Source organism: Brevundimonas sp. FV1ps31S (assembly GCF_058681265.1).
Map to the genome: position 1 here is coordinate 3,398,688 of NZ_CM178735.1, position 18,277 is coordinate 3,416,964.

Consider the following 18,277-nt stretch of genomic DNA (forward strand, 5'->3'; position numbering starts at 1 on the left):
AGGGTCGATTGGTTCAGTCCGCTAACCGCAGGTTTTCTTTGGAAGTCCAGCAAGCCTAACTTTCAGCGCGCCCGCCCTTCAAAAGGCCATGGAGGTAGCGACCGTAGATATTGCCTCCGAATTTGGTTGCGAGTTCTTCCAGCCGGCCCGCGTCAATGAAGCCCTGCAGGTACGCGATTTCCTCGGGGCAGGCGATCTTGAAACCCTGGCGTTTCTCGAGCACGCGGACCAGTTCGGCGGCCTCCAGAAGACTGTCAGGCGTCCCGGTGTCGAGCCATGCATATCCACGGCCCATGATCTCGACCGACAGCATCCCGCGTTCGAAATAGGCGCGATTGACATCGGTGATCTCCAGCTCGCCACGCGCCGACGGCCTGAGCCCCCGGGCGATCTGGACGACATCGGAGTCATAGAAATACAGGCCGGTGACGGCCCAGTTGGATTTGGGCTTCAGGGGCTTCTCCTCGATCGACAGCGCACGCATCCGGTCATCGAACTCGACCACCCCGTACCGTTCCGGATCATTGACGTGATAGGCGAATATCGTCGCCCCCTCTGGCCGCGCCATGGCGCGGGTGAAAAGAGCGGTGATGCCCTGGCCGTAGTAGATGTTGTCGCCCAGGATCAGGGCCGACGGATTATCGCCGACGAAGTCCGCGCCGATGACATAGGCCTGGGCCAGGCCGTCGGGGCTGGGCTGGACCGCGTACTGGATCTCCATCCCCCACTGCGAGCCGTCGCCCAGCAGGGCCTGAAAGCTGGGCGTGTCGCGCGGGGTGGAGATGATCAGCACCTCGCGGATCCCGGCCAGCATCAGGGTCGACAGCGGATAATAGATCATCGGCTTGTCGTAGACCGGCATCAGCTGCTTGGAGGTGACCAGGGTCATCGGATGCAGGCGGGCGCCTGATCCTCCGGCCAGGATGATGCCCTTCATGACGGGGTCCTTTCGGCGTGGAGTTCGTGGACGATCTCGGCGACGGCGGCCTGCCAGGGGCGGGGCGCGATCCCGTAGTCGCGGGTCAGTTTCTCGGTCGACAGGCGCGAATTGGTCGGGCGCTTGGCCAGGGTCGGATATTCGGACGAGGGGATGGCCTCGACCGTGGCGGACGGACCGCCGGCGGCGGCGCTGAGAGCGAAAATCTCGCTGGCCAGTCCGGCCCAGGTGGTCTCGCCGGCGTTGACGAACTGATAGACGCCGGTCGGTGCGTCGGCGTCGGCGATCATCGTCAGGGAGATGGTCCTGAGCGTTTGGGCGATATCGCGCGCCGAGGTCGGGCAGCCGTGCTGGTCGCCCACCACCCGCAGCGTTGGCCGGTCGGCGGCGAGCCGCAGCATGGTCTTGAGGAAGTTGGCGCGGTGGACGCTCACCACCCAGGCGGTGCGCAGCACGACCGAGCGCGGATTGCCGGCCCGCACCGCCAGTTCACCCGCCAGTTTGGAGGCGCCATAGACGCCCAGCGGCCCGACCGGATCGGTCTCGACATAGACGCCGTCCTTGGCCCCGTCGAACACATAGTCGGTCGAGACCTGGATCAGGGGAATCCCGGCCCCGCGCGTGGCGTCGGCCAGGACCGCCGGGCCCATGGCGTTGGCGGCGAAGGCGGCGGCGACCTCGGTCTCGGCCTTGTCCACCGCCGTATGGGCGCCCGAGTTGATCACGGCGGCGAAGGAGGTGGCGGCGAAGGCGGCCCGCACCGAGGCGGCGTCGCCCAGATCCAGTTCTGCCCGCGTCGGCGCGTGCAGCACCACGCCTGCAGGCCAGGCGGCGGCCTGGAGCTCCAGCCCCACCTGACCGGCCCCGCCCGTGATCAGGATGTGGACCGGATCAGCCATTGGGGACACCAAGACGCTGGGTCGAATAGCGGGCGTCCAGAATGTCCTGCCACCAGGACTGGTTCTCCAGATACCAGGTCACGGTCCGCTCGATCCCTTCCTCGAAGGTCACCGACGGGGTCCAGTCCAGGTCGGCGCGGATCTTCGACGCGTCGATGGCGTAGCGGTGATCGTGGCCGGGCCGGTCGGTCACATAGGTGATCTGGTCGGCATATCGGCCCTCGGCTTTGGGCCGCAGCCGGTCCAGGATCGAACAGATGGCGGTGACCACCTCGATGTTCTTCCGTTCGGCATTGCCCCCGACATTATAGGTCTCGCCCGGCGTGCCGGTCTCGAACACCGCCTGGAGCGCGCGGGCGTGGTCATCGACGAACAGCCAGTCGCGCACGTTCGACCCGTCGCCATAGACCGGCAGGGGCTCGCCGTTCAGGGCCCGGATGATGATCAGCGGGATCAGCTTCTCGGGGAAGTGATAGGGGCCGTAGTTGTTGGAGCAGTTGGTCACCAGCACCGGCAGGCCGTAGGTGTGGCCCCAGGCCCGCACCAGATGGTCCGACCCCGCCTTGGACGCAGAATAGGGCGAACGGGGATCATAGGGGGTGGTCTCGGTGAAGACGCCGTCCTCGCCCAGAGAGCCGAACACTTCGTCGGTCGAGATATGGTGGAAGCGGAAAGCCGCCTTGGCGTCCTCATCCAGCACGCGCCAATAGCCCAAGACCTGGTTCAGCATGACGAAGGTGCCGACCATATTGGTCTGGATGAACTCACCCGGCCCGTCGATCGAGCGATCGACATGGCTCTCGGCCGCCAGGTGGGCGACCACGTCCGGCTTGAACTCGCGCAGGGTCTTGGACACGGCCTCGGCGTCGCAGATGTCGGCCTGGACGAAGGAATAGCGGTTGCTGGACGCCGCCGGCTCCAGCGAGCTCAGCACGCCCGCATAGGTCAGTTTGTCATAGACCAGGACCTCATGGTCCGTATGCGCGATCAGCCGCCGCACCAGGGCCGAGCCGATGAAACCGGCGCCGCCGGTGACCAGGATACGCATCAGCCCATTTCCCCAGGAGCAGACAGGGGCGCCAGCGGCCAGCCGTCGTATTCAAAGGGGCTCTCGAGCGCGGCAAGAGTCGGCAGCCCACTGTCCTTTTCGGACAAGACAGCGCCCGAGGCCGGAAGCGGCCAGGCGATGTCGAGGCTCGGATCGTTCCAGGCGATCCCGCCCTCGCAGTCCGGCGAATAGATGTCGCTCACCTTGTAAGCGACCTCCACATCGGGTTCGAGGGTGACAAAGCCGTGGGCGAAGCCGATCGGCACGAATAGCTGCTCCCCCCCCTTCGCGGTCAGCAAGTCGGCGACGTGCCGACCATAGGTCGGCGACCCGCGCCGGATATCAACGGCGTAGTCCATGATCGCCCCCCGCACGCATCGGACCAGCTTGGCCTGGGCGTGCGGCGGGCGCTGGTAGTGCAACCCGCGGATCGTGCCCTGAAGCGCCGAGAATGACTGGTTGTCCTGCACGAAACGCGAGGTGATGCCGAGGGCCGACGCCGAAGCCTCGGAATAGGTCTCCATGAACCAGCCGCGCGCATCGCCGAAACGGCGGGGGAGGATCAGGCGGGGCAGATGTTCGTCCGAAGTAAAACCGCTCCTGGCTTGCTCATTCATGCCGTGCATAGATCTCCCACGTGCTTCACCGGCGCCGAAGACGAAAGACGCACGGCGATCTGGAAGCGAACCTACGACATGCGGGCGGCCATGTCCTCACGCCGACGCGCGACATCCTGCGACCGACGCCGCCGCTCCAGCGGAAAAGGCAGGCGCTGGATCACTTCACCGATTACCCGAGTTTGAGCAGATCTTCCTGCGCCAGCCCGGTCGCGGCGGCGGTTGCGCGCAGTTGGGCCCAGGCCGCCATGATGTGATAGAAGGAGCTGGCGGGGGCGGGTTCGTCGATGAACCGTCCGTTTTCCAGCAGCTTGTCTCTCCAGAGGCCGTCGTCGGTCAGATAACGCCAAAGCGCCCGCTGCGCCTGGGCCGCCTCTTCCAGCAGGAGGGTTCGTTCACCATCGTCGCCAAGTTCGGCCAGGATGAGCGAAGCCTTCATCCATTCCGCCTGGGGCCAGAGGCGGGCGCGACGGCTTACGACGTCGCCGCTTTGGTCCATCGCATCCACCGCCACCTGACGTCGCAGTCCGACGCCCTTCCGGCCAAAGGCGTAGAGCTTGCGCGCAACCTCTACGGCCGACGCATCGTTGCGGGCCCGGCCGTAACGGGCCAGCAACCAAGCCCATTCGAACTGGTGGCCCGGCTCGACCAACCGCCCCTCCTCACCGGGCGCGGGCGACCAGTCCTCAGCAAAGAATTCCCGCAGGAAGCCGCCGTCGGGGTCGATGAAATGCCGGCGCGCCAAGGCGACGATCCGGTCGCTCAGCCTGCTCCATTCCGTATCATCGCTGACGGCCTCCCAGGCGAGGGCGGCTTCGAGCAGGTGCATGTGACAGTTGGACTGGAAGGGATGCGCGCCCTTCTCCACCAGTCCGCCGGTCGGCGGCGCGGCGGCGAGAAGGCGATCGCGGACCCCGGCGGCGCGGGCCTGGTGGTCGCCCTCCACGCCGGCCTGCAGGGCTGCGGCGAGCGCGAACATATAGAAGGCCTGATCATAGATCATCGGCGTGTCGTCCAGCGGCGATCCGTCGGCGGCCAGAACCGTCCTCATCAGGCCGTCGGGTCGGAGATAAGCCGCCTCGATCCGCGCGAGACCGCGACGCACCGCCTCGCGCCAGGGCCCCTTCCATCCGAGCCGCCCTGCGTCGGCGAACACCTGGACCTGTCGAGCCTGCACCCGCGCGCGACGTCGGCTCTCCACCTGTCGTCCGTCCAGCCCCAGCAGTTCTGCGAACCCACCGTCCGACGCCTGACCGAGAGCGCTCCAGATCGGGAGCGCCCGCATGTTCAGCCAGCGCGTGAACCGTGTCCCGCCTTCCAGCAGGGTCTCTGGCGTCGACTGCGGAAAATCGAGGTGCTGCGGATAAGACAGCCTCAGCCGCTCCACCACCTTCTTGACGTCCTGGCTACGCTCGAGGTCACAGACAAGGACCGCGTCCCGTTCTGCAATGATGGCCAGGTTGCGCACGCCGATGGCGGCGACGACCATGCCTTCCGGCGCGCGGGCCATGCAGCCTTCGGCGTCCTCGAAGACAAAACCGCCGAGATCGCCCTCGCCGGTCGCGGCGACTGCGTCCCAGGCCCCCAGATCGGACCATTCGAAATTCACGGCGAGCACAGAGGCCCGCCGGGTCTTCTCCATGACCGCATAGTCGATGGATATCTTGGGCGCGTTCCGGAACGCCGCACCCAGGACCGCCAGTTCGCCTGCGTCTTCCGCCGGCAGGGATTCACGTGCGGCCGTCTCCACCGCCGGCGCGGCCGACTGAAGCTCGCTCAGCAAGGTCACAGCCGAGACGATGAAGTTGCCGCTGTTCCACAGATAGCCGTCCGCTATATAGCGCTCGGCGGTCGGCCGGTCGGGCTTTTCGACGAACGCCTTTACGGCGGACAGGCCAGGTCCCTCCGCCGCGATATAGCCATAAGCGGCCGAGGCTTCGGTCGGCGTGACGCCGAGGGTGACGATCAATCCTCCCTTGGCCGCTTCCGCCGCCTGCTCCGCCGCGGCGCGGAAGGCCTCGTGATCAGGGATGTGGTGGTCCGACGCCACAAAGACATTGACGCCGTCGGGATCGTGGCGTGCGGTCCAGGCTGCGGCGACGGCCATGGCCGCGGCGGAATCCCGGGCTTCCGGCTCCAGGAGGATCTGGGCGGAAACGTCCAGTTCGGCCAGTTGAGCCAAGATGGCTTCGCGGTGGGCCACCCCGCCCACCACGATCAGGCGGCCGCCTCCGGCCGCAAGCGGCTCCACGCGCAGCACCGTCTCCTGAAACAGCGAACGATTGCCCGACAACGGAATGAACTGTTTTGGCCGCGACGGGCGCGACGCCGGCCAGAGACGCGTGCCGGCGCCGCCGCACATGATTACCGGATAAAGACCCATTATTTCCCCCTAAGCCTTGCCCGCCCGCCCCCCCCGAGCTCGCCGACGGCTCCAGTCATGCCGGGAAGACGCGACCAGATGCCGAAATCAGATTTCCTGGTTGAAGGCGCCGATTTCCGGATAGGCGGCCAGCCGCAGCTTGACCTCCTTGCGGAACAGGTCGCGCATGTCGTCCTCGGATCGCATGCTCTCGACCACCACGACCAGTTCGGGCTTGTTGGACGAGGCGCGGACCAAAACCCAGGAACCGTCGTCAAGGTGCACCCGCACCCCGTTGACCGTGATGGCCTCGACGATCTTGCGTCCCAGGATCTCGCCGCCGGCCGCAGCCAGGTCCGAGTACTCCTTCACGATCCGCTCCAGCACCTCGTACTTCAACTCGTCGTCGCAATGGGGCGACATGGTCAGGCTGGTCCAGGCGTCCGGCAGGGCGACCTTCAGTTCACTGAGCTTCTTGCCCGGATTGCGATCCAGCATGGCCAGAACCGCCCCAGCCGCGACCAGGCCGTCGTCATAGCCATGACCCAGATCGCCGGCCATGAAGAAATGGCCCGACTTCTCGAACCCGGCCAGGGCGCCCAGTTCGGCGGTCTTGCGCTTGATATAGGAATGGCCCGTCTTCCAGTAGACCACCTCGGCGCCATTGGCCTTGAGGATTTCGTCGGTCTTGTACAGACCGGTCGACTTCACATCGACGACGAAGGTGCTGTCCGGATAAACCTTGGACAGGTCGCGGGCCAACATCAGGCCGATCTTGTCGGCGAAGATCTCCTCGCCGGTGTCGTCCACCACGCCGCAGCGATCGCCGTCGCCGTCGAAGCCCAGGGCCAGGTCGGCGCCCGTTTCGCGCACCCGCTGCGCCATCTGCACCAGCATGGCGTGATCTTCCGGGTTCGGATTGTATTTGGGGAAGGTGTAGTCGAGTTCGGTGTCCATCTCGATCACCTCGACTCCCATCCGGCGAAGGGCGTCGGGGGCGAAGGCGCCGGCCGTGCCGTTGCCGCAGGCGCAGACCACCTTCAGCGGCCGCTTGATCTGCACCTTGGAGGCGACGTCGGCGACATAGGTCTCGCGGAAGTCCTCGACCCGGACCAGTTTCCCGCCCGGCCGGGCCACACCCTCGCCGTTCAGCACGATGTCTTTCAGCCGGCCCATCTCCTCCGGGCCGAAGGTCAGGGGCTTGTTGGCGCCCATCTTGACCCCAGTCCAGCCGTTCTCGTTGTGGCTGGCCGTGACCATGGCCACGCAGGGGGCGTCCAGTTCGAACTGACCGAAATAGGCCATGGGCGACAGGGCCAGGCCGACGTCCAGAACCTCCATCCCGCCTTCCAGCAGGCCCAGCATCAGCGCCTGTTTGACGCTGAGGCTATAGCTGCGGAAGTCATGGCCGGTGACGATCCGGGGCGCGACGCCGATCTCGTGGACATAGGTGGCCAGACCCAGGCCGAGGGCCTGAATACCGAGGAGGTTGATCTCCTTTTCCAGGACCCAGCGCGCATCGTATTCACGAAAGCCGGTCGGCTTGACCAGGGCCTGCGTCTCATAGGCCGCCGTGTTGGGCTTCAGATCTGTACGGGGTTTGAGCATGGCTCTTCCTTGGGTGGTCTGGGTGGGATCCATGAAGCTTCAACCGCTCAGGCGGCGGCGCGTTTCCGGATCCGGGCAATGCGGCGTAAACGGCGCCAGAAGCGACCGCGTTCCGGCTCGGGATAGGGTTGCAGATTCTCGACGAACTGCTCGGCCGACGCACGCCAGCTGAATTTCTCGGCGTAGGCTCGGACCGTCTTGCGGTCGAGCTGGAGACATTTGAGACAGGCTGTCTTCAGATCGTGATCGACGACGCCGGCGTTCGAGCCCGGAATGATGTCGATCGGTCCGTGCGCCGGATAGGCGGCGACTGGAACGCCGGCGGCCATGGCCTCCAGGATCACGAGGCCGAAGGTGTCGGTCCAGCTGGGGAAGACGAAGACATCGGCGTCACGGAAGCACCGGGCCAGATCGTCGCCGAACCTTGCCCCCAGGAATTTGGCCTCCGGATATTTCTCCTGAAGCTCGGCGCGGGCGGGGCCGTCGCCGACGATGATCTTGGTGCCGGGCAGGTCCAGTTCGAGGAAGGCCTCGATGTTCTTCTCCACCGCCACCCGACCGACGTTGAGGAAGAAGGGCCGCGGCCAGTCCTTTCCGCCCAATTCGTCATAGATGCGGTCCAGGTCCGGACTGAACATCTCGGTGTCGACGCCCCGCGACCACGGCGAGACATTCTTGAATCCATGCTCGACCAATTCGTCGCGCAGGGTCGGGGTCGCCACCATCAGTCGGCCCGACGGCTTGTGAAACCATTTCATATAGGCGTAGCCGACCTGGACCGGGATCGGGAACCGGGCCGAGACATATTCGGGAAATTTGGTGTGGTAGCTGGTCGTGAAAGGCAGTTTCCACTCCACGCAGATACGGCGCGTGGCGATGCCGATTGGACCCTCGGTAGCGATATGCACGGCCTCCGGTTCGAAGGCGCGCAGCATTTCGCGAATCTCCTCCTCCGCGCCGAGCGCCAACCGGATTTCCGGATAGGTCGGACAGGGGATCGTCCTGAACAGGCTGGGCTCGATGACCTCGACCTCATGGCCCATGCCGCGGCATTCCGCGACGGTGCGGGTAAGGGTGCGGACGACGCCGTTGACCTGAGGTTCCCAGGCGTCAGTGGCCAGAACGATGCGCATTGAGGCGGGCGGACCCTGAGCCGTTAAGTAAGGGCGGAAGTTCTAGACGGTTCGAATGACGAAGGCGAGACGTTCGCTAGAGCGGAAGCACGGTCGTCGATTTCACCTCCTCCAGAACCGCATAGGTCCGGGTCTCGCGAACCCCCGGCATCCGCACCAGGACATCGCCCAGGAAGGCGCGATAGGCGTCCATGTCGCCGACGCGGGCCTTGATCAGATAGTCGAAGCCGCCGGCGACCATGTGGCATTCCAGCACCTCGGCCTGGCTGCGGACGGCGGCGGCAAAGGCTTCAAAGACGTCGCCGGTGGTGCGGTCCAGCAGGACCTCGACGAAAATCAGCAGATCGCGCCCGACCTGTGAGGGGTCGATCATGGCGGCGTAGCCGGTGATGATCTTCTTCTCGCGCAGCCTTTTGACGCGTTCGAAACAGGCAGCGGGCGACAGGTTGCAGCGTCGCGCCAGTTCGGCGTTGGAGATGCGGGCGTCGGTCTGGAGCACCCTCAGGATGCGGCGATCGACGTTGTCGATATCAACCATCGGAAATCAGACCCTGGAACCGAACGATCATCGGGAACGGCCACTATCATACGAAGCACCTTCTCCGAACTGGAGAATATACGGCGGAAATCCACAGGACATGACGCGCCCATGACGCCCGCCGCCTTTTCGCCTTCGAGCTTGGCCGTCTGGGACGGGCTGGACCACCGCAAATTCCGCGACGAGCGCGCCGCCGTCGCCGACAATCTGGCCCTCATGCCGCTGGACGCCGCCGCGCGCGTCGCCGTGGTCGCGGAGGCGACGCGCCTGGTCGAGCACGCCCGACGCAGCCAGAAGAAACAGGGGGTGGTGGAAAGCTTCCTGCAGCAATTCTCGCTGGGCACCCGCGAGGGTCTGGCCCTCATGTGCCTGGCCGAGGCCCTGCTGCGCGTGCCGGACGAGGAGACGCGCGACCGTCTGATCGCCGAGAAGATCGGCTCGGCCGACTGGGCCTCCCATCTGGGCCAATCCGACAGCCTGTTCGTCAACGCCTCGACCTGGGGCCTGATGCTGACGGGCAAGTTGGTCGACGTCGACGACGAGGCCCGGACCGATCTGCCCGGATTCCTGAAGCGGATCGCCGGCCGTCTGGGCGAGCCGGTCATCCGCCAGGCCGTAGCGACCGCCGTAAAGATCATGGGCGAACAGTTCGTGGTCGGCCGCACCATCGAAGCGGCGCTGAAACGGTCGAACCGTGAGGGCTGGCTGTGCAGCTTCGACATGCTGGGCGAGGGCGCCCGGACCATGGCCGACGCCGATCGCTATGAGAAAATCTACGCCGACGCGATCGAGGCGGTGGGCAAGACGTCGAAGGCCCAGGGCCCCGAACACGGTCACGGCGTGTCGGTCAAACTGTCGGCCCTGTCGCCCCGTTACGAGGCGACCCACGAAGACGGGGTCTGGGAGACTCTCTATCCTCGCATCCTGCGGCTGGCAGGCATCGCCGCCGGTTACGACATCAACTTCACCCTCGACGCCGAGGAGACCGACCGCCTGGCCCTGTCGCTGAAACTGCTGGACCGACTGGCGCACGAACCCAGCCTCGGCGGCTGGAGCGGCCTGGGCCTGGCGGTTCAGGCCTATCAGAAGCGTGGGCTGGAGACGGTCCATCGGGTCGCCGATCTGGCCCGCCGCTCGGGACGCCGACTGATGGTGCGGCTGGTCAAGGGCGCCTATTGGGACACCGAGATCAAGCGCGCCCAGGTATTCGGACGCACCGATTATCCGGTCTTCACCACCAAGGCGGCGACCGACCTGAACTATCTGGTCTGCGCTAAGGCCATGATCGCGGCCTCGCCGGCGATCTATTCCCAGTTCGCCAGCCACAACGCCCACACCCTGGCCGCCGTGCGCCGCATGGCCCGCGAGCGGGGCGTCACGGTCGAGCACCAGCGGCTGCACGGCATGGGCGAAGCCCTCTATGACGCGGCCGTCGAGGCGTGGTCGGATGAGACGGTCATCGTCCGCGCCTACGCCCCCGTCGGCGGGCATGAGGATCTGCTGCCGTACCTCGTGCGGCGCCTGCTGGAAAACGGCGCCAACTCCTCCTTTGTCCACGCCCTGCTTGACGAGCGCGTTCCGGCCTCGGCCGTCGCGGCCGATCCAATTTCCCTGGTCGAGCAGGCGCCCGACCGTCACCCCAAGATTCCGGTTCCGAAAGACATGTACGGCGATCGTCAAAACTCCCTCGGCCGCGACTATTCCCAAGCCGCCGACCGCGAAGCCCATGCCCGCGCGCTGGATGGGATCGACCGCGAGAAACTGACCTCGGGCCCGATCATCGGCGGCCGGCTGCGGGCCGGGATCGACGCCCAGGCCGTGACCAATCCCTTCGACCGGTCCCAGGTGCTGGGCCATGTCTCCGAAGCCGAGGCGGACGACATCGACGCCGCCGTCGACGCCGCCGCAAACGGCCAGGTTCAGTGGGACCGCCAGGGCGGCGCCAAGCGCGCGATCGTGCTGCGGGCCATGGCGGATGCGCTGGAGGCCAATCTGGACCGCCTGGTCGCCCTGCTCAGCCGCGAGGCCGGCAAGACCCTGAACGACGGCGTCGCCGAGGTGCGCGAGGCCGCCGACTTCTGCCGCTACTACGCCCTGCTGGCCGAACGCGACTTCACCGCGCCCCAGACCCTGAAGGGGCCGACCGGCGAAACCAACCAACTGGTCCTGCATGGACGCGGCGTCTTCGCGGCGATCAGCCCGTGGAACTTCCCCCTGGCCATCTTCACCGGCCAGATCGCCGCCGCGCTGGCCGCCGGCAATGCGGTCCTGGCCAAACCCGCCGAACAGACGCCCCTGATCGCCGCCGAGGCCGTACGCCTGTATCACAAGGCCGGGCTGAACCCGGATCTGCTGGCCCTGGTCCCCGGTCGCGGCGAGACCGTCGGCGCAGCCCTGGTCACGCATCCCGGAATCGACGGCGTCGCCTTCACCGGCGGCACCGACACGGCCGCCGCCATCAATCGCGCCATCGCCGCCCGCCCCGGCGCCATTATTCCCTTCATCGCCGAAACCGGCGGCCTGAACGGCATGTTCATCGACACCACGGCGCTGAAGGAACAGGTGATCGACGACGTGATCCAGTCGGCCTTCGGTTCGGCCGGCCAGCGCTGCTCGGCCCTGCGCGTCCTCTATGTCCCGGCGGAGGCCGCCGATGCTCTGATCGAAGGCCTAAAGGGGGCGCTGGCGGTGCAGACGGTCGGCGATCCGGCCGACCCACGGACGGACATCGGCCCAGTCATCGACCCCGAGTCGCGTCGCGCCCTGGAAGCCCACGTCGAACGTCTGGCGAAGGAAGCCAAGGTCGTCGCCCGCGCGGCCCTGCCGCTGGGTTCGGAAAAGGGCGACCTCTTCGCCCCTACCATCGCCGAGATCCCGACGCCCGACTTCCTGGAACGCGAGGTGTTCGGTCCGATTCTTCACATCTATCGCTACCCGCCGTCCGCGCTGAAGACGGTCGCTGGCAAGTTGGCCGCGCGCGGCTACGGCCTGACGCTGGGCGTCCACAGCCGGATTGAAGCCTTCGCCGCCGAGGTGGTCGATTTGGTCCCGGCCGGCAATGTCTACGTCAACCGCTCAATCACAGGCGCCGTCGTGGGCGTGCAGCCGTTCGGCGGCGAAGGTCTGTCCGGCACGGGCCCGAAGGCCGGCGGACCGAACAGCCTGATCCGCTATGCGGCGGAGAAGGCGATCAGCGTCAATATCGCCGCGCAGGGCGGGGATCCGGCGCTGTTGAATCTGTAGGTTGGGGTTGACGCAAGGAATCGGCTGGGGTCCATGAGCGCCGGTCGCGCAAGGACGCCAATGACATCGATCTGCATCGACGGCTTCAACCTGGCCATGCCAAAAGGGTCCGGGATCGCGACCTACGGGAGGAATTTGCTCGATACCGCCCAAGCTGCGGGGTTTGAGACGCAGGTCTTATATGGTCCGCCATCGATGCGAAACGGGCGGAACCTTATGAATGAGGCGCTTCTCGTCGACGCCCCCAAGCCCTTGCCTCAGGACAATCACCGACGCCGAATCAAACGCTTCCAGGAAACCTTCCTGTCTCGGTTCGGTCGAACGGCCTACCCCATCAAGCCTTCTGGCGAGGTCATTTGGCCGTCTGGCGCGCCGCCCGCCGCGCAGTCCTATTGGGCGGCCCAGGATCTTTTCTCCCGAGCGAACCGAAGCTTCCATCGATACGGAAAACTGACGCCCACGAGGTTCCGAGGCGGTGAAAAGCCTCCGCCCGACCTAGCGCACTGGACCGCCCCGCTTCCCCTCTATGCGGCGGGCACGCCCAACATCTACACCTTCCACGACCTCATCCCGCTTCGTCTCCCCCATACCGTCGGGGGAGACAAGACGCGCTACCTGGCGATGAGTCTGGAGGTCGCCGCCCGCGCCGACCATATTATCGTGGTGTCAGAGGCGACCCGACAGGATGTCGTACGGCTGCTGGGGGTCGACGAGGAACGGATCACCAATACCTATCAAGCGGTGCAGATCCCTGAGTCGGTGGCGCGGCGCAGTCAGTCGGATGTCGCTCTAGAGCTGGAGGGCGTCTTCGGGTTGGGATGGAAGAGCTATTTTCTCCACTTCGGCGCGGTGGAGCCGAAGAAGAATCTGGGCCGGATCGTGGAAGCCTATCTGGCGTCGGGGGTGCAGGCGCCGCTGGTCCTAATAGGGGGCCGCGCCTGGCTGGACGAGGGCGAGGTTGCGCTTCTCAAGGAGGTCAAACGGGACGGCGGGCCGAACGCGGACCGAATTCGCCAGTACGACTATATGTCTTTTTCCATGCTGATGAGCTTGATCCGAGGCGCGCGGAGCGTGCTGTTCCCGTCTCTTTACGAGGGTTTCGGTCTTCCGGTTCTGGAAGCGATGGCCTTGTCCACGGCGGTGCTGACCTCGACCGGCGGCGCATTGCCGGAGGTCGCCGGCGACGCTGCGGTGCTCGTCGATCCGTATGACGTCCAGGCCATAAAAATGGGCATTCGCGCCCTCGACGCCGATGAAGGGTTACGAGTCGACCTGGAAAAACGAGGGCCGCAGCAAGCGTCCAGATTCAGTCCGGCAGCCTATCAGGCGAAACTTCTGCAGGCCTATTCAGCCGTTGGCGTCGCGCCTTAGGCGTCGTATGGCTAACTCTCCGCTCACTGCTCCGTGCCCATGAGTCATCCAGCGCTTAGACATCAACGGTCCGATAAGCCGCCGCTCATCGCCCTGTGGGCTTGGGCGCGCAGGAATGTGCGTATCGTCACGGCCTTGATGATGCGCGAGGTCATTACGCGGTTCGGACGAGAGGGTTTCGGTTTTGCCTGGCTTATCGGAGAGCCGCTGATCTTCACCTTCGGCGTCATGGCGCTCTGGAGCCTCACCAAGCCCAGCTATGAGCATGGCGTCCGCCTGGCTCCCTTCGTCATGACGGGGTATCTGTCCATCATCCTGATCCGACATTTTATCGGCTATCTGGCGGTGGCGCTCCAGTCAAATATCGGCCTTCTGTATCATCGACAGGTGGCGCCTCTTCACATCATATCTTCACGCATCCTCATGGAGTTTGTCGGAGCGACAACAGCGTATCTTATCGTGTACTTGGTTTTGCTGATAATTGGGCAGGTGGATCTGCCGCAAAACTATCTTCTCCTTTATTACGGATGGTGTTTGCTGGGGTTTCTGTCAGCGGGATTTGCGATGATCCTTGCAGGCTTGTCGATGCGGTATGAGTTTGTTGAGCGAATTACGGGGCTTATAGGGTACCTGATGATACCCTTGTCCGGCGCCTTCGCTATGGTGGCTTGGTTTCCTCCAGCGGTTCAGAAATACTACCTGATGATCCCGTTCGTACATTGCATCGAAATGACACGTGCGGCGATATTCGGGGAATTTATTCCAACCCACTACTCGTTGATCTACCCTCTTGGGTGGGCGATTTTCTTTAACGTCACCGGTTTATTGCTGATCGCCACTGCGCGTGATCACATTGAATCTGAATGATGATGGCGTAAATTTCGGTATTGAAAACAATGAACGATCCCAAGCTGAACTATATTGGGCCATTGCCAGATCTGATCGCGGGGCCTGCAACGCCGACGCCTTGGTGGCGCGCCCTGCCTCTTGCGTTCCTATTGGTCGTGGCGGCGCCCACCATAATAGCGGCGCTTTACTTCTTTCTCATCGCCTCGCCGCGCTATGTGTCCGAGGCGCGCTTCATTGTCCGCGCGGCCAACCAGGCCCAGCCGAGCTCCTTGGGTGTCGCGCTTCAGGGCGTGGGGCTGTCGTCGACGTCAACCGACGCTTTTGCGGTTCATGAGTACGCCTTGTCGCAGGACGGCATCCGCGATCTCAAAAGACAGTTCGATCTCGATGCGATGTTGAGGCCCCGTGGAGCGGATTTGCTATCCGGCTGGCCGAGACTGGGCGAGGAACGCTCTGATCGGTCCTTGGAGGCTGCGCTCGAAAGATTTGTTACCATAGGGTACAATTCCGCTACCGGCATCAGCACTCTACGGGTCCAGGGTTTCGCCCCCAGGGACTCCCAACTTCTCGCCGAGGCCCTGTTGCAGGGCGGCGAACGGCTGGTGAACCGTCTAAACGATCGCGCCTCCGCCGACGCCGTGAGCGACGCTCGCACTGTGCGCGACGAAGCGCGCCTTCACCTCGCCAATGCGCAGCAGCAACTGACCGCCTTCCGCAATCAGGAACAATTTATAGATCCGACGCGCTCCGCCACGGAGGGCGGTCAACTGATCGGCAACCTCCTGGCGACCGTCGCCGCCCTGCGGGCGGAACGGGCGCAACTGGCCACGGGCGCGCCTGACAGTCCTCAACTTCCCCCGCTGGACAATCGGATCGCGGCCTATGAGCGGCAGATCGAAATGGAGCGCGCCAAGATCGCGGGGTCATCCGACTCGCTTGCCGGAAAGCTGAGCGCCTATGAAGACCTCATGCTGCAGCGTGAGTTGGCCGATCGCGAGCTCACCCAGGCCTCAACGGCTCTGCTCGCCGCCGAGCAGGAGGCGCGACGGCAGAAACTGTACCTCGAGCGTATTGTGAACCCCCATCTGCCCGATCGTTCCAGCGAGCCCCGCCGCCTCATTTCCGTACTGGTCGTATTCGCCACGTCCCTGCTCTTCTATGGTGTCGGATGGCTGGTCTGGGCCGGCGTACGCGAGCACCGGCAAGACTGATGACCATGCCCGACGCCTCCCCCGGGTTAAGGGTTGAAAATCTAAGTCGAACCTTTCTTGGCGCCACCAAGCCGTTGTTCACAAACCTGTCCTTCTCCCTTAACCGGGACGGACGTCTTGCGGTTCTGGGGCGTAATGGACAAGGGAAGTCGTCTCTGATCCGAATGCTGGGCGGGGTTGATCGGCCCTCCCAAGGGCGAATCGACTGGATGATGTCGCCCTCGTGGCCGATTGGCTTCAGCGGCGGCTTCCAAGGGAGTCTTTCAGGTCTGGACAACATCCGGTTCTTGTCTCGCCTGTACGAGCGTGACTACCACGACATGAGGGAACGCGTAGACGATTTCGCCGAACTGGGTTCGGCGCTGTTACGGCCGGTGAAACATTATTCATCTGGCATGCGCGCGCGTCTCGCTTTTGGTCTTTCGCTGGCGATCGAGTTCGATTGCTATCTTATCGATGAGCTCGTGGCCGTCGGCGACGCCCGTTTCCAGCGTAAGTGTCAGGAAGAACTGTTCGAACACCGGGCCAATCGCGCGTTTCTGATGGCGTCTCACGACGTCCATCTTGTCGCCAGCTATTGCGATACGGCCTTGGTCATCGAAAGCGGTCGAGCCAAGATGTTCTCGGACATCAATGAAGCCGTGGAGGTCTACACTTGGCTGAGGGCGGCATGACGGAAGTTGATGCACGTTGGTTCGTACTGCCCCCGACACAAAATCTGGAGGCCTGGCGTCTGGCTATGCGTCATCACGCTGAGGCGCAGGGCCTTTCCGTCGTCGAGGTAGTGACTGGAAACGAGCAGGTTACAACGGGCGACATTGTTCTGTCCTCCGACCTCGATTTTGCGCGCCTGGCCGGCGCGAGTTCGGAAAACACGACGGTTTTGGATCTGTCGCCATTCATCGATCTTTCGGATTGTCGGGAGGAGGATCATCCCTTCAGAATTCTCGACCTGACGCGAAAGATCGCCGCCGCCCGCGACTTCGAGGGTAAGGTCAGTTCTCCGGACACGACGCTTCCGCCGCCTTTCTCAGCACTGCAAAGAGTGGCAGGAAGTGGGCGCACGCCCACGGCGCTTGAAGCCCATTTCCTCGACGCCTTGGCGATTGTCCGGCGCGATTCCGCCGAATGGGCGCCGGAAGTATTTCGGTATGGAGCGGGACCGGGCGGTTCCGCACGCCCTGGCGTGCTGGACATCACGGGACGCCCGCGCCTCGTCGTCTATGGGCCATACATCTTTCTGACCAAGGGAGTCTGGCGCGTAACAGTTCGTCTGGGTTTCGATGTGGACTCCGCGTTAAAGCAATACCAGATTCAGTGGGGCGACAGCGAAGCTTACGCTTCACATCATTTCTCTCCCGGAAGAAGCGGGATCTTCGAGATCACGCTTGAACAGGAATGGTTGACCCACGCCGCGAGCGAGGTGCGTCTCTTGCTTGAGGAAGGGGCGTTCCATGGCCAACTCACCTGGCTGGGAGCGACCGTTTCCCGCGTGCGTTAGGAAGGCGGGGACGCCGAATTCCGGCCTGTCAGCACGGCGTAGGCCCGTTCTATGGCGTCATTCTTGACGAACATCAGGTTTTGCGGCGGCGGGGCGTCGGCCCCGGGCGTCGCCTCTCCATTCAGGGGCGCACCATAGAAGATGTGGGCGCCGATCCGCTTGACCCGTTCCATGCGCCGAGCCCAGGTCGGGCTGACATAGTTTGCATGGTAGTTGACGGAGGCCCGCGGCAGCAGGGCCTTGGTCTCTCCCGCATAAACGCCGCGAGCGATACGCTCGGCCCGCGCCCAGGCGTTCATATTGACGGGCGAGCGCCCGATAGAGCCATCGCAGGTGAAGGTGAATTGGCAGGTGCGGGAGTTCCGCTGGTAGACCACCTGACAGACGTCGCGGGGGTAGCGCCCGCTTCCCGCCCGGTTCAGGACCACCTCCGCGACCGCCGCCTGACCGTCTTCGCTTTCGTTGCGCGCCTCGTAGTAGATCGCCTGCGTCAGGCAGGCGACCGGATCGCTTGGGATGTTTGGGGGCGTGGTCAGGTCAAGACGGGCCGGCGTATAGCCGCCCCGGGCCGACGCCGGTCGGACCTTGGCCGGATCGTAGACCGGGGGCGCTATCGTGGAACGGGCCTCCACGCGGGACGCCCTAGGGGCGACCGATTCCGCGCCGACGCTGGCGGCGACCGTACGCGGCCTGGGCTGATTGGACGTCGCCCCCGAGGCCCGCTGTGGCGCATCGGCCAGGCGCCCGCCTCGCCCCTCGGCGATCATGCCCCGAAGGCGCTGGTTAAGCTCCGCGCGTCGCAGGGAATCCGTTTCGATGACCGCGGGCCGGGCCGGAGGCAGGGACGCCACAGCCGCCGGACCCGCTTCAGCTTGAGCCAAGAGGTCGCGGCTGCTGATCCCGCCCCAGAGAGCGAGCGTCAGTCCGCTTACAATCATGACCGAAGTCTGCGGCTTCATC

General features: G+C 64.7%; 15 protein-coding genes. 6 read left to right on the plus strand and 9 right to left on the minus strand.

Annotated elements, in window-relative coordinates; all coding sequences use genetic code 11:
• Positions 1-55 precede the first annotated feature (55 nt).
• The 8 genes from rfbA to ACVPT3_RS16375 form a co-directional block, all read right to left on the minus strand.
• The gene (gene rfbA / locus ACVPT3_RS16340) at positions 56-937 is read right to left on the minus strand and encodes a glucose-1-phosphate thymidylyltransferase RfbA (RefSeq protein WP_492041891.1); all 882 of its coding nucleotides are present in this window, start codon (positions 935-937) and stop codon (positions 56-58) included.
• On the minus strand, positions 934-1,836 hold the full coding sequence (gene rfbD / locus ACVPT3_RS16345) for a dTDP-4-dehydrorhamnose reductase (protein ID WP_492041892.1): 903 nt from the start codon (positions 1,834-1,836) through the stop codon (positions 934-936). The genes rfbA and rfbD overlap by 4 nt, the downstream gene beginning before the upstream one ends.
• On the minus strand, positions 1,829-2,884 hold the full coding sequence (rfbB, locus tag ACVPT3_RS16350; RefSeq protein WP_492041893.1) for a dTDP-glucose 4,6-dehydratase: 1,056 nt from the start codon (positions 2,882-2,884) through the stop codon (positions 1,829-1,831). Before rfbB ends, rfbD begins: the two co-directional genes overlap by 8 nt.
• On the minus strand, positions 2,884-3,501 hold the full coding sequence (gene rfbC / locus ACVPT3_RS16355) for a dTDP-4-dehydrorhamnose 3,5-epimerase (RefSeq protein ID WP_492041894.1): 618 nt from the start codon (positions 3,499-3,501) through the stop codon (positions 2,884-2,886). The genes rfbB and rfbC overlap by 1 nt, the downstream gene beginning before the upstream one ends.
• Before the next feature lie 172 nt (positions 3,502-3,673).
• Positions 3,674-5,884: an AGE family epimerase/isomerase gene (locus ACVPT3_RS16360; RefSeq protein ID WP_492041895.1), complete on the minus strand. Its 2,211-nt coding sequence runs from the start codon at positions 5,882-5,884 to the stop codon at positions 3,674-3,676.
• A gap of 87 nt (positions 5,885-5,971) precedes the next feature.
• The gene (locus ACVPT3_RS16365; RefSeq protein ID WP_492041896.1) at positions 5,972-7,471 is read right to left on the minus strand and encodes a phosphomannomutase/phosphoglucomutase; all 1,500 of its coding nucleotides are present in this window, start codon (positions 7,469-7,471) and stop codon (positions 5,972-5,974) included.
• A gap of 47 nt (positions 7,472-7,518) precedes the next feature.
• Complete coding sequence (locus ACVPT3_RS16370) at positions 7,519-8,604, minus strand: glycosyltransferase family 4 protein (protein ID WP_492041897.1); 1,086 nt, start codon at positions 8,602-8,604, stop codon at positions 7,519-7,521.
• A gap of 76 nt (positions 8,605-8,680) precedes the next feature.
• Positions 8,681-9,142, minus strand: a complete 462-nt coding sequence (locus ACVPT3_RS16375; protein ID WP_299175227.1) for an Lrp/AsnC ligand binding domain-containing protein — start codon at positions 9,140-9,142, stop codon at positions 8,681-8,683.
• Between the two features lie 111 nt (positions 9,143-9,253).
• Between ACVPT3_RS16375 and putA the strand changes: the two genes are divergently transcribed.
• The 6 genes from putA to ACVPT3_RS16405 all read left to right on the plus strand — a co-directional run bounded on the left by putA (position 9,254) and on the right by ACVPT3_RS16405 (position 17,317).
• The gene (gene putA / locus ACVPT3_RS16380) at positions 9,254-12,385 is read left to right on the plus strand and encodes a bifunctional proline dehydrogenase/L-glutamate gamma-semialdehyde dehydrogenase PutA (RefSeq protein WP_492041898.1); all 3,132 of its coding nucleotides are present in this window, start codon (positions 9,254-9,256) and stop codon (positions 12,383-12,385) included.
• A 33-nt stretch (positions 12,386-12,418) separates the two neighbouring features.
• Positions 12,419-13,756 carry a glycosyltransferase family 4 protein gene (locus ACVPT3_RS16385; protein WP_492041899.1) on the plus strand — a complete coding sequence of 446 codons (1,338 nt, stop codon included), beginning with the start codon at positions 12,419-12,421 and terminating at the stop codon, positions 13,754-13,756.
• Positions 13,757-13,873: 117 nt separating this feature from the next.
• Entirely contained in the window at positions 13,874-14,623 is a 750-nt protein-coding gene (locus ACVPT3_RS16390) for an ABC transporter permease (RefSeq protein WP_492041900.1), read from the plus strand.
• A 29-nt stretch (positions 14,624-14,652) separates the two neighbouring features.
• Positions 14,653-15,816: a KpsE/RkpR family capsule polysaccharide export protein gene (locus ACVPT3_RS16395; protein WP_492041901.1), complete on the plus strand. Its 1,164-nt coding sequence runs from the start codon at positions 14,653-14,655 to the stop codon at positions 15,814-15,816.
• Positions 15,816-16,490 carry an ABC transporter ATP-binding protein gene (locus ACVPT3_RS16400; RefSeq protein WP_492041902.1) on the plus strand — a complete coding sequence of 225 codons (675 nt, stop codon included), beginning with the start codon at positions 15,816-15,818 and terminating at the stop codon, positions 16,488-16,490. Before ACVPT3_RS16395 ends, ACVPT3_RS16400 begins: the two co-directional genes overlap by 1 nt.
• Positions 16,472-17,317: a hypothetical protein gene (locus ACVPT3_RS16405; protein WP_492041903.1), complete on the plus strand. Its 846-nt coding sequence runs from the start codon at positions 16,472-16,474 to the stop codon at positions 17,315-17,317. The genes ACVPT3_RS16400 and ACVPT3_RS16405 overlap by 19 nt, the downstream gene beginning before the upstream one ends.
• On the opposite strand, the gene ACVPT3_RS16410 is transcribed toward ACVPT3_RS16405, so the two are convergent.
• Positions 17,314-18,276: a cell wall hydrolase gene (locus ACVPT3_RS16410; protein ID WP_492041904.1), complete on the minus strand. Its 963-nt coding sequence runs from the start codon at positions 18,274-18,276 to the stop codon at positions 17,314-17,316. The genes ACVPT3_RS16405 and ACVPT3_RS16410 overlap by 4 nt on opposite strands.
• Position 18,277: the final 1 nt, after the last annotated feature.